The sequence below is a fragment of the Sporosarcina sp. FSL W7-1283 genome (genome assembly GCF_038003105.1).
Lineage (GTDB): Bacteria > Bacillota > Bacilli > Bacillales_A > Planococcaceae > Sporosarcina > Sporosarcina newyorkensis.
In genome coordinates, this window is the sequence record NZ_JBBOOL010000001.1 from 264,860 (window position 1) to 278,591 (window position 13,732).

The window sequence follows — 13,732 nt, forward strand, 5'->3', positions numbered from 1 at the left end:
GTGTGCATATGCGGAATCCTTATTGCAGTGATAACAAACCTGTTAATTATAATGTATAACCCAGTCAATAGAATCGGAGGATGGAGCAGGTTGTTTAATTCTTAGGCATATATGTATACTGTAGCCGGACAAAATGTTTACAAATACAAAAAAAGGAAACTTGGCTCTTTCATAACTATATGATATAGAGGATCTGCTCACAATCTATCATTCGAAGTATTCTTCTGATTGTCTTTTAGGAATACTAAGGTTTACCCAAGTATTATTTTTTAATTGTTTGCCTATATATACGATTTGCCCTATGTGGGAAGCATAATGGGTCAATTGTCTTTCTAACGCTTCGAGCACGATAGTGCGTTTACCACGAATATATACATCCCTTAACAAATGTTCACCTTCTAGTTCTTCTAATGTTTCAAAAAGAATACTCCAACCCTTTTCCCAAACTGCGATCATTTCATGTTTGGTTAGAGAATCCTCTTCGAATTCACTATCTCGTTTCCTATTGGGTTTTTCACCATCTGTGGTTAAAAAATTTGTAGACCTAGATATCATGTTTCCGCTTATATGTTTTGCTAAGACAGCAATACTATTTGAAGCCTCGTTTAAAGTCCAATGAATATCATCCTCTGTCAATTGATCTATTGTATCATCCCCAAGGCGTTTAATGCCATTAAACCTTTCTTTGATGACATTCAGATAAACATTTTCTAAGTTCATGGATAATCCTCCTTGATTTATATTGTTCTACGCCTTGTTAATTAGTTGCTTCAGTAGAAAAGGATTCCACTTCCATATGTGTTCCGGCAACTGTATGTTAGTGCATGTTATAAATTCATGGGGTGCGGAGACCTGGCCAAGTCTTCGCTGATTTTCTGAGCCGTCTGCAATAAAAGAGGAATCAATTTCTCTTTTATTTCCTTTCTGCTATTTCTTCCAGTGTGTGTCGATATATTAATGGCGGCAATAACCTCGCCATTTCGATTTGTAATTGGAGCAGCCACTGAGCTCAATCCCTCTTCGAATTGTTGTTCTGCCAGCGACCAGCCGTTCTTTCGGATTTGTTCCAGTTGTTTTATTAATTGTTTCTTGTCGGTGATAGTGTGATTTGTATAGCTGGATAATATAGCCTGTTCAAAATACTCTTCCAACTCCTCGGATGGTAAGTGCGCTAGCAGAACTTGCCCCATTGATGTGGCGAATGCGGGCAAACGGGAGCCGACGCCTAACGACATGGTCATTATTCGCTTTGTATGAATGCGTGCTACATATACTATCTCGTCATGGTCTAATACAGAAATAGAAGTAGATTCACCTGTTTGTTTGACAAGTTCATCCATAGGGTCGTGTGCAATTTCCCATATGTTTTTTGATGAAAGATATGCATAACCCAAGGAAAGTACCTTAGCTGTCAGTGCATATCGTCCATTGTCGGACGTTAGATAGCCTAGACTTTCGAGCGTTAAGAATATACGACGAATGGCGGGTCGACTTAAATTGGTAATGGCTGCGGCTTCACTGACCGTTAATGTTGAATGCTCAGTAGAAAACGATTGGATGACGGATAGCCCTCGCTCCAACGATTGTATAAAGTCAGCACTTTTGATTAAATTATTAGAATATTTGCTTGACATTGATTGTATCCTCCTTGTTATAATAGTGTTGTACGATATATGTATATTTGTACGTCAATCGTACAATGATTTTTTTAATAAAGCAAGAAAAAATAGAAAGTTTAATAAAACGATAAGGGGAATCAGTCATGGAACATTCAATTAGGAAAATCAGCACGATAATTGTAGACGTACCGATCAAGAGGCCTCACCAATTTGCGACTGAAATAGTCTCGACTAAGAGCATGTTGCTTGTGAACGTGGAACTGGCTAATGGTCTAGTCGGCGTTGGTGAAGGTACGACGCCTGGAATCTGGTGGAATGGAGAAAGTGTTGAAACGATGAAGGTAGTCATTGATCAATATTTCAGTCCCTTATTAGAAGGAAAAGACCCGAGGTATACAGAGCAAATCCTTGAACTGATGGACATTCACGTGAGGGCCAATCCATTTGCTAAAGCAACCGTAGAAATGGCGCTTTATGATGCAGTAGGTAAGGTATATGAAGTGCCGGCTTATCAACTGTTAGGAGGGTTATACCAAGAGTCTATTGAGGTGAAATGGGCACTTGCCACGGGGGATGCTAATGGAGACATCGAAGAAGGAAAAGAACTGATAGAGAACAATAGGTACAAAGATTTTAAAATAAAAGCCGGGAAATACAAGACTGCTGAAGATGCTGAACGTGCAATCCAAATAGCAAACGGTCTGCGTGGTATTTCAAGTATAGGCATTGATCCGAACGGCAGATGGGATCGTTTGACAGCCATTCGTTATATGGATCGTCTGAATGATGCGGACATTGACTTTTTGGAACAGCCATTATCTCCATTGGATATTGAAGGGGCGTCCGAACTTTCCGCTATGAGAAAGGTGCCTGTAATGGCAGATGAAGGCTTAGCGACAGTGCAAGATGCCATGCGATTGATTTCTGCTAAAGCTGCTGATATTTTTTCATTGAAAATTCATAAATCCGGTGGAATGCGGAACACGATAAAGATTGCTGCCATTGCCGAAGCGGCAGGTATTCCTTGTTTCGGAGGGACATCATTGGAAAGCTCTATAGGGACTTCGGCGTGCCTTCATGCTTATGGTACTATTCGTAACTTGCAATATGGCAGTGAACTATTTGGACCTCAGTGGCTTGCAGATGATTTAGTGAAAAATCCTTTAGTTTGCGCAGAAGGAAAAGTACAAGTACCAACTGGACCGGGATTAGGCGTGGAATTAGATGAAGAGAAGGTAGAAAAATATAGAAGGAAGAGTGAGTAAACAATGAAATACTTTGATGCACCCTCATTGTCATTCTTATGTAATTTGGAATTAACCGTTGAAAAAGCACACTTGCCAGGTGTGACGCCAGTCGGTAACAGAAGAATTATCCGAGTCGAAGGTGGGTGTTTCTCGGGTGAGCAACTTAATGGGAGAGTGATACCTGGGGGTGATGATTGGATAACTGTCAGAGAAGACGGAACCATTATTCAAGATGTTCGCATTTTGTTAGAGACTGATGACAAAGAACTCATTTTACTGACATACCGGGGAATACGGACGGGTAGTAAAGAGGTACTTGCAAGGCTTGATAACAATGAAAAGGTAGATCGTGAGGAATATTATTTTCGGACAAATCCAATCTTTGAAACTGCTTCTAAAAAGTATGATTGGTTAAACAAGAAGATTTTTGTTTCGATAGGTGAAAGATTGCCGACTGGAGTTAGATACTCCGTGTATCAAGTTGATTAAGAGGAAGGAAGGTGTCCGATAATGGCAGAAATACATCATCTGACTGATCATAAAAAGTTAATGTTTCATGAATCAGACGGCACAGCAGGAACTATCATCGCAGTCCATGGGCTGACTGGCAATCATAAGACATTCTTACATTATGAACAGGGACTGGAAGAGAGCTATCGCTTCATTAGTTATGATTTGAGGGGGCGCGGGGATAGCAGTCCAGCAGAAAATCAAACATCGATTTTTGAGCATACAAAAGATTTGCTACTGTTTATAAAACAAAAAGGAATAGAAAATCCTATCTTGATGGGGTATTCAATGGGTGCTTATATTTGTGCTCTCGCTGCAAGTGAAATTCAAACGAAAGGACTTATCTTACTAGATGGTGCAGGCATAACTGAAGAAAAACAAAGAGATTTAATTGTCCCGTCTCTAAGTCGCTTACAGAAAAAGTATGCTACAAAAAATGATTATGTCACACAAACGAAGACGATTTATGAGGGCTTACACGTTGAATGGGATGCGATTGTCGAAGAGATTACAAACTACGAGGTACACCAGACTGCTAACGGATGGCAGCATAAATCGGATGCACTAGTGATGGAGAAAGACTTTAATAGTTTCTATGCATTTAAACCTAAAGAAGTGTTTCTGAAAATAAATTGTCCAATCCTGCTTGTGATCGCTTTGGGTCCGTTAGGTCAAAAACCACCCCTTTTTACGAAGGAAACGTACGAACAAACGATTGAATATGCGAAAGATATTCAAACGATTGAAGTCCACGCGAATCATTATACGTTGATGTTCGAAAAGCAGCCGTATATTGAAAGTAAGATTTTGGAGTTATTAAACAGAATAGAGAAGGTGACTCAATGAAGTCGATAAAAGAGACTTCTATTCGGGAAGCGGTTCAGCATATAAAGTCGGATCATACGCTTATGGTAGGGGGATTCGGATTAGTGGGAAGCCCGCTATCCATTATTTATGATCTAATCGATTATGATGTAAACAATTTGACTGTGATTAGTAATAATGTTGGTGAGCAAGGAGAAGGGTTAGGAAGATTGCTTCAACAAGGTAAGATTAAAAAGGCAATCGGCTCTTACTTTACTAGTAACCGAGATGTTGCTAAGTATTACAATCAAGGGAAGCTTGCATTGGAATTGCTTCCACAAGGAACTTTAGCAGAGGCCATACGTGCTGGCGGCGCAGGGATTGGCGGTTTTTACACGAAAACGGCAGTGGGGACCGACCTGGCAAAAAACAAAGAGACGAAGATGATTAAAGGCGAGCAGTATTTATTTCAAGAAGGACTCAAGGCGGATGTGGCAATTATTCGTGCTTGGAAGGCAGATACATTAGGAAATCTCGTTTACTATAAAACTGCTAGAAACTTTAATCCCGACATGGCAACTGCTGCGTCGTTTGTAATTGCGGAAGTAGATGAAATTGTAGAAGTTGGAGAACTCCCTCCGGAAGATATCGTAACGCCGCATTTATACGTAGATGTCATTGTCACGAGTAAATGGGTGTTAACGAAGGAAGGAGTGAAATCGAGATGAGAGAATTGATTGCCAAGAGAGCGGCCGTAGAACTGACTTCACACTCTGTTATCAACTTGGGGATCGGTATCCCTACATTAGTTGCGGATTATATTACGGATCCCACCATTACTTTGCATACTGAAAATGGCATGCTCGGTGTGACGGCGGTAGAGCCTGAAAAAATTGACCCTTTAATCGTCAATGCGGGTAAGCAGCCGGTTGGGGAAGGGGGAGGTGCTTCTTACTTTAGTAGCGCGCAATCGTTTGCGATGATCCGCGGCGGGCATGTCAATACTGCTATATTGGGTGCGCTACAAATTGATGAAAAAGGAAGAATTGCCAACTGGGCAATCCCTGGAAAAGATATAATTGGCGTCGGCGGAGCAATGGATTTATTGGAAGGGGCACAAAGGATTATCATTACGACGAGCCATACGGCAAATGATGGCACTCCGAAAATCGTGGAGAGCTGTACGTTTCCAATTACCTCTAAACGCGTAGCAGATATGATCATTACAGAATTAGCTGTATTTAAATGGAATGGAGATATATATGAGTTAATTGAATTGGTAGGAGATGCTACTCTAGAAGAAGTCCAAAATAAAACAGAGGCGAGGTTTAAGATCAGCGAGGGGATAAAGGGGGAATCATTTTGTTCAGAGAAGTAGTTATAGTGGACGCTGTGCGGACTCCGATTGGCAGATACAACGGACAATTAAAAAATGTACGTCCGGACGATCTGGGAGCAATTGTCATTAAAGCATTAATGGAGAGGAATCCTGAACTTCCTGTCGATACAATTGACGATGTCATTTTAGGAAATGCCAACGGAGCAGGTGAAGAAAATCGAAATGTGGCCAGAATGTCTTCACTGTTGGCAGGACTGCCTCAGGAAGTGAGTGGGACTACGGTCAATCGTTTGTGTGGGTCAAGTTTGGATGCAGTCAGTATTGGTGCGAGAGCTATTTTATCAGGAGAATGTGATGTGATCATTGCAGGTGGTACAGAAAGTATGTCACGGGCACCTTTTGTCATGGCGAAACCCGAGCGTGCTTTTCCGCGAGGAGATCAGACATTGGCAGACACAACGATTGGGTGGCGGTTCATCAATCCGAAGATGCAACAATTGTATGGAGTGGACTCTATGCCGCAAACAGCAGAAAATGTAGCTAGACGATATGAAATATCACGTGAGGAACAAGATGCCTTCGCCGTGAGAAGTCAACATTTGGCGGGCGAAGCGCTAGCAGCTAACAAGTTTCAAACCGAAATTGTGCCTGTTGTTTACAAGGATCGAAAAGGGATTGAACATAGTATAGATATCGACGAACATCCTCGACCTGATACAACAATTGAAAAATTGAATTCGCTTTCTCCATTATTTGAAGGGGGAACGGTAACTGCAGGAAATGCAACGGGGGTCAATGACGGAGCTTCAGCTATGCTCCTCATGGAAGCGGAACGGGCCAAAAGTTTGGGTCTCCAGCCGTTAGTGAAATTTATCGGTTCGGCTGCAGCCGGTTTAGAACCTTCCGTCATGGGACTTGGTCCGATTTATTCTACAAGAAAACTTATGAAGAAGTATAGATTGAACACCGATGATTTTGATTTAATGGAAATCAATGAAGCCTTTGCTTCCCAATCTATCGCATGTATTCAGGAATTGGGATTTGAGATGGATAAGGTAAACGTTAATGGAGGAGCGATTGCCTTAGGACATCCCTTAGGTGCAAGTGGGTCACGGATTTTGACTACTTTAATTTATGAAATGAAACGACGGCATTCAAAACGAGGTCTTGCGACGATGTGTATTGGGGTTGGGCAAGGAATATCGGTTGCTGTTGAAAATATAGAATAAAAACAGTCTCCTACATGGTAATTTTACAAAGTGGGAGACTGTTTTGACGCCACGACAAGTTATTTGTTGGCATCATTTTGATAGAAACTATTAACTGATTGTCCGCATAGTAACAGTATTCGAAATTTATGAGCTTGCTATAACACTGTTTGTAGTATAGTAACTTACAAGTCAAACCATTCTCTGATATAAATGTTCTTTTTGCACTGTGAAATCGTCTTGCGGTTAGTCTAGGATGTGTAGCAAAATATGTTTACGATAGGAGTTGTCCTATCAAATGAGATTTGGCTTTATTACCTCTGTAATCTGAGACGAGATACTTTATTTGAAAGAGGTTCCAACGGACGTATACGCTACCCGGAAAACCTGAAATTGATAACGCTTTCTATCTTGATTCCTGAACTCATCGTCATTTCGATACCCGACCAGCTGAAAAGAATTGCTGACTACATGTTTATAAAATCCTGTGAAGAATGATCACATTAGAGAGGAAGTGTAAGAATGGTAATGAAGGCAAATCACTTATTATTGCAAAATGTACTTGATGTCAACCCACGAACAGGAGTTATCCAACTGCACGACAAACGTATGATGCTGATGTCGGTTGAGGCATTAGGAATTTTACGGTCAGACTTGATCACGACACTAGGTTACGAAAGAGCAAAAGGGTTTTTAATGAGATATGGATGGTCATGTGGATATAAAGCCGCCGAAACGTTAGAATCCCAGTACGAGTGGAAGTCTTTAAAAGAACTTATATTTGCCGGACCTGCCATGCACACGCTTGAAGGAGTAGTAACAGTTGAACCTGATTACCTTGAAATTTGTGAAAATCATTTGGAGTTTGGTGGCTATTGGAGAAATTCGTACGAAGCAGACGAGCATATTGAAAAGCATGGGATTGAGCAAGGGGCCTCCTGCTGGACGCTGGTTGGTTACGCAAGCGGGTACCTTACAAAAATATTTGGTAAACAAATTATTGCCCATGAGAAATATTGCCGGGCTAATGGAGACGCCTATTGCTATTTTGTCGCACAAACCGTGGAAAAATGTGATGAAAAACATTTACAAGACTTACGTTACTATCAAACAGAGTCTTTGCAAGGGGTACTAGAAGATGTGTATGTAGAAATGCAACAATTGAATGAAGATATTATGGAGTCAGAGAAAATTCAAAATGAGTTGACGGAGCTCTTTCTGGAAGACAAAGATCTGAATGAAATTACCCAAGTAATCGGAAAAAAATTAGAATGTAGCATAGTGGTGGAGCATGCGTCTGAGATTTATTCATCCTATTATGAAACAGGAGAGGATGAGAAGCGTATTACCAAATGGTTCGAGGATGAGCAGATGGAAATGGACCGAGTAGTGGAAGTCTTCAATGTTAAAAGCAATAAAAAGAATTTGGGTAGAATGATTGTACTTGACAAACAGAAACTTTCTCATAAAAAACAACTGATCATTAATCGGGCCCTTATGGTGTTAACTATTCAAATGTTTCATTACCGTAAACTTATGGAGTCGAAATGGAAACAGAAAGCTACTTTTTTTGATGATATTATTCAAAATAAACTGTTAGACCCATCCACAATGCAACGGCAGGCCGCTATGTTTGGTTTCACAAAGAATCAAGTGAAAAGAGTCATTGCTATGAAAGTTGAACCTTTTGAGAAAACGGAGGAGGTACTCAGTTATCTGATACAAAAACATGTAGGACAAGACCCGTTTTTAAAAGATGGCCGTGTAATTATGATTGTCAGTTTGAATGAACAGAATTGTGTAGAAAGATACGCTACCCGATTGATTCAGGAATTGCATAAATCGTTTCCTAGAGTGAAGGTACATTTAGGATCCGGACGTGCAATAAAATCGATTGATCTGATGAGAGACAGCTATTTGGATGCTACGAGAATTTGTGATTTTATCTATTTGACGCATCCCATGGAAAGCAAACAAGCAGACTACAAAGAGTTGGAACCAATTATGATTTTGTTGCAAGGTGCGGATCAAAAAGAAATGATTCGTTATTATACGGAGACACTGGGAGAAATTATAGACTATGACTCAGAAGGCCAAGGAAACTTGCTGTTTACTTTGAAAGCATTCTTAGATAATAACGGAAATTTACAACAAACAGCCGATCAGCTTCATCTATCGATAGCAGGGCTACGTTATAGGATTGAACGGATTGAGGCATTAAGCGGAATTGACTTGAAGACTGGGGCTGGAAGGTTTAAGGGCCAGTTGGCCACCCAAATCTATTACGCTTTGCAAATTATCAGTAAACACAACGGATCATTCAATTGATTCGTTTTTTTATTTTGTATGAGTTTTATTTTTTGGATATCTGCTGCCATACTGCAAAAAGTGCTAGTGAAAGGGCTTACATTACAACTTATTTACAGTTACAAATATTCAGAATATAAATTAGTATTATAAGTAGAAAGAGATTACATTTGAAGGAGGCATATACATGACAAGCAAGCAACAAGAAGCTGTGAAGAAACCAATGACTGGAGAAGAGTATTTGGAAAGCCTACGGGACGGTAGGGAGATTTGGCTGCACGGCGAGAAGGTAGAAGACGTTACCACTCATCCGGCCTTTAGAAATAGTGCACGCTCTATCGCCAGATTATATGACGCCTTACATGATCCGGAACATAAAGATATATTGACTCGGGAAACAGACACAGGAAACGGTGGCTATACACAAAGATTTTTCCGACCAGACAAAACAGCTGAAGACTTATTCAAAACAAGAGATGCTATCGCGGAGTGGTCTAGACTGACTTACGGACAAATGGGAAGATCACCAGACTACAAAGCATCGTTCTTGGCAACGCTAGGTGCCAATCCTGAATATTATGGGAAATATGAAGCAAATGCTAGACGTTGGTATAAGGAAGCACAGGAAAATAACTATTATTTCAACCATGCGATAATTAATCCTCCAGTAGATCGGGATAAGCCAATTGATGAAGTAAAAGATGTTTTTATTCGTTGTGTAGGAGAGACTGAAGAGGGGATTCTAGTAAGCGGTGCCAAAATGGTAGCTACAGGATCAGCATTGACAAATTATAACTTCATTGCGCATTATGGTGCCTTGCCTATTCCAACGGAGGAATATGCACTAGTTTTTGTTGCCGATATGGCTACTCCTGGAATCAAGTTAATCAGTAGACCTTCTTACGAATTAAACGCAGCAGTGACAGGGAGTCCCTTCGACTATCCGCTCAGTAGTCGGTTTGATGAGAATGACACGGTTATTGTATTTGATAATGCGTTGATTCCTTGGGAGAACCTTCTTGTATATAAGGATGTTGAAAAAGCAAATAGTTTCTTTGCCGAAAGTGGTTTCTTGCATCGCTTCACCTTCCACGGTGTCACTCGTTTAGCAGTAAAGCTCGACTTCATTTCAGGGCTACTCATGAAAGCATTAAGGGCAAACGGTACGGATAAGTTCCGCGGCGTACAAGCGAATATTGGAGAAGTCCTTGCCTATCGAAATATGTTCTGGGCGATGAGTGATGCCATGGCTTTAAATCCAAATGAAGGACCAAATGGAACAGTCCTTCCAAACATTGACTATGGTTTATCGTACCGGGTCTTCATGTCTGAGGGTTGGCCACGTGTCAAAGACATTATTGAAACGGTTGTGGCCGGAAGTTTGATTGTACAGCCATCAAGTGCAAATGATTTTAAAAACCCTGAATTACGTCCATATATAGATAAACTTTATCGTGGTTCAAATAATATAGAAGCAATTGAAAAAATCAAGGTTATTAAACTACTTTGGGACGCTATCGGAACGGAATTTGGTGGGCGGCATGAGCTGTACGAGCGGAATTATTCAGGAAACAATGAAAACATTCGCTTGGAGAACCTAGTGATGGCGCAACAGAAGGGCCAAGCAACTGCTTATGAGAAATTTGCACAGGAATGTATGGATGACTACGATTTGGATGGTTGGGTAAACCCAACGTGGATTAATCCGGATGATGTTAATGTGACGTTGAAAAATAAAATCAAAACTACTAAAAATTAAAAATGGGGGTAGTGATTATGCAAACTGAAACTTTAAAGAAAAACGAAAGAGTAGAAGAGGTTTTCAACCTATTTATTAAACATATCCAAGGATTTCTGCAAGAAGCAAAACTAAATCACGAAGAATATACAAACTTTGTAGATTGGGCAGATCGACTAGGGCGTAAAGGAGAGCTACCTTTATTCGCGGATGTATTTTTGGAGACCCACGTGTTACGTGCGATGTATACCGATAAGCCAGGAACTCAGCCATCTTTACTCGGACCCTATTTCGTCGAGAATTCTCCAAAAGTCGAAGCGAAAGACGGGGATGCTTATATCTTGACACAACGACCAGACGAAAAAGGAGAGATCATGTATTTCAAAGGAAATGTAAGTAGTACAAACGGAAAACCGCTGGCAAACACAAAAGTGGAAATGTGGCAAAATGATGCGTCAGGAAAATATTCTTCATTTGATTCGGACGCACCAAAATATAATTTCAGGGGACACTTCTTTACTGACAATAATGGCGATTTTGAAGTGCGTTCTATCGTGCCGCTTCCTTACTCCATTCCTACAGATGGGCCAACGGGAGAGTTCCTAGACTATACGGAGCAACACCCAATGCGTCCTGCACACTTACACCTCATGTTTGAAGCAGAAGGACACGAAACACTTATAACTCAAGTGTTCTTTGAAGGAGATGAGTGGCTGGAGACGGACGTAGCTGACGGTGTTCGTTTAGATCTTATGACAACTCTGCGAGATGAAAACGGAGTGAAAAAAGCGGAATTAGATTTCGTAATGCGTGAAGAGAACTAAATCCAAATATGTTCTTTTGTAAATACAACCAGAAATGAGGTGCTTCCCATTAAAGTATATCGAGATGGCGAACTAGAATTACCACAATCAATCATGACAATCGGTGCATTTGACGGGCTGCACCTTGGACATCAAGCACTAATTAATCGGGCAAAGTCGAGAGCGGAAATATATGGAGTACCATTCGTTGTATATACATTTGATCCACCGCCCAAAGTGTATTTTCAAAATCAATCACTTTTAACTCCTTTTGCGGAAAAAGAGAAGTTTTTACGGAATATGGGTGTGGATTATACCATAGTAGCTTCTTTCGATGAGCATTATGCTTCTCGAAGTGTCGGCGAATTTTTGGTTGAACTGAGGAAAATACATCCGCAAGAAATATGGGTAGGTCCGAATTTTTATTTTGGAAAAGGCAAAAGCGGAACAACACAGGACTTAAATATGATTAGCAAGACATTCGAACAACCAGTTGTTCGATGTTCCAAAGGAGAAGTTATTTCGTCTACAAGGATTCGCAAATTGTTTCAAGGTAACGAGGCAGACCAGGCCTATTGCTTGCTTGGAAGACAGTTAACGAATGAATAGGTCTGACATAGAATGCTTTGCAACTAGTTGGGGGGTTATATAAATGGATAGTCGAGAGTATCGAAATTGTATGGGTCGCTTTGCTACGGGGGTAACCGTGGTAACATGTAAAACTGACAACCAGCATCATGGCATTACGGCAAACTCATTTACATCCGTCTCATTGGATCCGCCTTTAGTTTTGGTCTCCGTGGACAGAAAGGCAAAAGCGGCGCAACATTTACATACAAAACCATTTACGGTAAATATTTTAGCAAGCCATCAAGAAGATGTCGCCATGCATTTTGCGGGGCGTCCAAAAGAACAGGAGCCCTTTAGTTGGACGGAAGGTGAACATTCCGTAAGATTTGAGGAGTCGCTTGCGTTTATTGAATGTACACCATGGGCTGAATATGATGGTGGGGACCATATTATATTCGTAGGTAAAGTGGAGAACTTCGAGTATCAAGATAAGGATGCATTAATATACTACTCAGGAAAGTTCACTTCTCTAGTTAGCCAGGCTTCGTTGGAGAATGTATCCAAATGATCTAAAAAGCTTCGTTCTATTTAAAGAACGAAGCTTTTTCTTGTGTTCAACATAGCGGTAATGGAGTTAACGAGGGCTCTGAGTCTTGTAGACATGAGCAGTTAGGTTTGTGCAAGGAGTGTATTCGTTAGTTTGAAAATGAGGTTAAATCAATTTTCCGAATTGCAACCGTTTATTGAGAGCCTGCATAATCGGAATTCCAATTATCATGACTGCACATTCTCCAATCGCCACGTATAACCAAGTTAAAAGAAATGGAAGATGAAGCACGATGTTTAATTCCCAAGCGATTAAAAACATGGTGGTCGTGAAGATAAAGGTGTTGAAAATCATTCGTGCCAATAAATTGGTCGTGAAGCGAGAGAAGAGAATTGTCAGCGATAATGCGAGTACAGATTGACCAACACCAAAAACCAGATCGATCGGTCCGAGTTCTGACAGTAATAAGTTGGAGACGAAAACTCCGACTACGACCCCAAAAATATAGCGTGGATTAAAGACCACGAGATGATTGAAGATCTCCGAAACACGGAATTGGACATTCGTAAAGCCGAATGGAAGAATGGCCAACGTAACGGCTGTATAAAGAGCAGCAATAATTCCACTGATCGCAAGTGTTTTAACATTCATTCAGAATACCCCTTTAAGTGAAGATAAGAAAACCTTATACAGTATACCTGACAAGTGGCACTTTTTTCTAGGCGGACGGTCTATTACCGTTCTTCACTTAGTTTTGAAGGTCTGCGTGGTATACTAAAGTAACTAAAGAGAAGAGGAGGAATTTTTCATGCAATACTCGCAAACTAAAATGGTAAAGCTCGTAAAACAGAGCCCAGAGTTAAACCGACAGTTGAAGGCCATCATGAAAGAGCATGAACTAGAGAAAAGTTTCGCCTTGAAAGCTTTGTATCATGCGGAAGTGAAAGACGGAGGAACGTATCAGAGGGATTATCAGGAAATACGGGATTAAAAATTTCAGGTTGTCTGGCAGTTCATTGGGAAATGACTTCTGGACAACC

At 40.6% G+C, this 13,732-nt stretch carries 15 protein-coding genes; 12 read left to right on the forward strand and 3 right to left on the reverse strand.

Features of this window, described 5'->3' with window-relative positions:
- Positions 1-207: 207 nt before the first annotated feature.
- Both MKY93_RS01240 and MKY93_RS01245 read right to left on the reverse strand, forming a co-directional pair.
- Positions 208-720 (reverse strand): DUF1572 family protein, encoded by a 513-nt coding sequence (locus MKY93_RS01240; RefSeq protein WP_078817596.1) that lies wholly within the window; start codon positions 718-720, stop codon positions 208-210.
- A gap of 107 nt (positions 721-827) precedes the next feature.
- Entirely contained in the window at positions 828-1,634 is an 807-nt protein-coding gene (locus tag MKY93_RS01245; RefSeq protein ID WP_078817595.1) for an IclR family transcriptional regulator domain-containing protein, read from the reverse strand.
- A 128-nt stretch (positions 1,635-1,762) separates the two neighbouring features.
- Here MKY93_RS01245 and MKY93_RS01250 point away from each other — a divergent pair, with 128 nt between their 5' ends.
- From MKY93_RS01250 to MKY93_RS01300, 11 genes are all read left to right on the forward strand, one after another.
- Complete coding sequence (locus MKY93_RS01250) at positions 1,763-2,884, forward strand: muconate/chloromuconate family cycloisomerase (RefSeq protein ID WP_078817594.1); 1,122 nt, start codon at positions 1,763-1,765, stop codon at positions 2,882-2,884.
- Between the two features lie 3 nt (positions 2,885-2,887).
- Complete coding sequence (locus tag MKY93_RS01255; RefSeq protein WP_078817593.1) at positions 2,888-3,355, forward strand: DUF3237 domain-containing protein; 468 nt, start codon at positions 2,888-2,890, stop codon at positions 3,353-3,355.
- A gap of 21 nt (positions 3,356-3,376) precedes the next feature.
- A complete protein-coding gene (locus MKY93_RS01260) occupies positions 3,377-4,222 on the forward strand; it encodes an alpha/beta hydrolase (RefSeq protein ID WP_340757947.1) in 846 nt (281 codons plus the stop codon).
- Entirely contained in the window at positions 4,219-4,908 is a 690-nt protein-coding gene (locus MKY93_RS01265) for a CoA transferase subunit A (protein ID WP_078817591.1), read from the forward strand. The genes MKY93_RS01260 and MKY93_RS01265 overlap by 4 nt, the downstream gene beginning before the upstream one ends.
- Complete coding sequence (locus MKY93_RS01270) at positions 4,899-5,558, forward strand: 3-oxoacid CoA-transferase subunit B (protein ID WP_340760890.1); 660 nt, start codon at positions 4,899-4,901, stop codon at positions 5,556-5,558. Before MKY93_RS01265 ends, MKY93_RS01270 begins: the two co-directional genes overlap by 10 nt.
- The gene (locus MKY93_RS01275) at positions 5,543-6,748 is read left to right on the forward strand and encodes an acetyl-CoA C-acyltransferase (protein ID WP_078817590.1); all 1,206 of its coding nucleotides are present in this window, start codon (positions 5,543-5,545) and stop codon (positions 6,746-6,748) included. The genes MKY93_RS01270 and MKY93_RS01275 overlap by 16 nt, the downstream gene beginning before the upstream one ends.
- Positions 6,749-7,249: 501 nt before the next feature.
- Positions 7,250-9,055 (forward strand): XylR N-terminal domain-containing protein, encoded by a 1,806-nt coding sequence (locus MKY93_RS01280; protein ID WP_340757950.1) that lies wholly within the window; start codon positions 7,250-7,252, stop codon positions 9,053-9,055.
- 166 nt (positions 9,056-9,221) lie between these two features.
- On the forward strand, positions 9,222-10,793 hold the full coding sequence (locus MKY93_RS01285) for a 4-hydroxyphenylacetate 3-hydroxylase family protein (protein ID WP_340757952.1): 1,572 nt from the start codon (positions 9,222-9,224) through the stop codon (positions 10,791-10,793).
- Between the two features lie 17 nt (positions 10,794-10,810).
- Complete coding sequence (locus MKY93_RS01290) at positions 10,811-11,596, forward strand: dioxygenase family protein (RefSeq protein WP_078817587.1); 786 nt, start codon at positions 10,811-10,813, stop codon at positions 11,594-11,596.
- 39 nt (positions 11,597-11,635) lie between these two features.
- Positions 11,636-12,184 carry an FAD synthetase family protein gene (locus MKY93_RS01295; RefSeq protein WP_245799485.1) on the forward strand — a complete coding sequence of 183 codons (549 nt, stop codon included), beginning with the start codon at positions 11,636-11,638 and terminating at the stop codon, positions 12,182-12,184.
- A 43-nt stretch (positions 12,185-12,227) separates the two neighbouring features.
- Positions 12,228-12,713 carry a flavin reductase family protein gene (locus tag MKY93_RS01300; RefSeq protein WP_078817586.1) on the forward strand — a complete coding sequence of 162 codons (486 nt, stop codon included), beginning with the start codon at positions 12,228-12,230 and terminating at the stop codon, positions 12,711-12,713.
- A 144-nt stretch (positions 12,714-12,857) separates the two neighbouring features.
- Here MKY93_RS01300 and MKY93_RS01305 read toward each other — a convergent pair whose 3' ends face one another.
- On the reverse strand, positions 12,858-13,343 hold the full coding sequence (locus MKY93_RS01305) for a QueT transporter family protein (RefSeq protein ID WP_078817585.1): 486 nt from the start codon (positions 13,341-13,343) through the stop codon (positions 12,858-12,860).
- 157 nt (positions 13,344-13,500) lie between these two features.
- On the opposite strand from MKY93_RS01305, the gene MKY93_RS01310 reads away from it, so the two are divergent.
- Complete coding sequence (locus MKY93_RS01310) at positions 13,501-13,683, forward strand: hypothetical protein (RefSeq protein WP_009766511.1); 183 nt, start codon at positions 13,501-13,503, stop codon at positions 13,681-13,683.
- The last annotated feature ends 49 nt before the right edge of the window (positions 13,684-13,732 follow it).

Bases quoted from the DNA above. Each gene is read 5' to 3' on its own strand.
- MKY93_RS01265 (WP_078817591.1), top strand. From the start codon at position 4,219: ATGAAGTCGATAAAAGAGACTTCTATTCGGGAAGCGGTTCAGCATATA.
- MKY93_RS01300 (WP_078817586.1), top strand. From the start codon at position 12,228: ATGGATAGTCGAGAGTATCGAAATTGTATGGGTCGCTTTGCTACGGGG.
- MKY93_RS01245 (WP_078817595.1), bottom strand. From the start codon at position 1,634: ATGTCAAGCAAATATTCTAATAATTTAATCAAAAGTGCTGACTTTATA.
- MKY93_RS01255 (WP_078817593.1), top strand. From the start codon at position 2,888: ATGAAATACTTTGATGCACCCTCATTGTCATTCTTATGTAATTTGGAA.
- MKY93_RS01285 (WP_340757952.1), top strand. From the start codon at position 9,222: ATGACAAGCAAGCAACAAGAAGCTGTGAAGAAACCAATGACTGGAGAA.
- MKY93_RS01280 (WP_340757950.1), top strand. From the start codon at position 7,250: ATGGTAATGAAGGCAAATCACTTATTATTGCAAAATGTACTTGATGTC.
- MKY93_RS01260 (WP_340757947.1), top strand. From the start codon at position 3,377: ATGGCAGAAATACATCATCTGACTGATCATAAAAAGTTAATGTTTCAT.
- MKY93_RS01305 (WP_078817585.1), bottom strand. From the start codon at position 13,343: ATGAATGTTAAAACACTTGCGATCAGTGGAATTATTGCTGCTCTTTAT.
- MKY93_RS01250 (WP_078817594.1), top strand. From the start codon at position 1,763: ATGGAACATTCAATTAGGAAAATCAGCACGATAATTGTAGACGTACCG.
- MKY93_RS01310 (WP_009766511.1), top strand. From the start codon at position 13,501: ATGCAATACTCGCAAACTAAAATGGTAAAGCTCGTAAAACAGAGCCCA.
- MKY93_RS01290 (WP_078817587.1), top strand. From the start codon at position 10,811: ATGCAAACTGAAACTTTAAAGAAAAACGAAAGAGTAGAAGAGGTTTTC.
- MKY93_RS01240 (WP_078817596.1), bottom strand. From the start codon at position 720: ATGAACTTAGAAAATGTTTATCTGAATGTCATCAAAGAAAGGTTTAAT.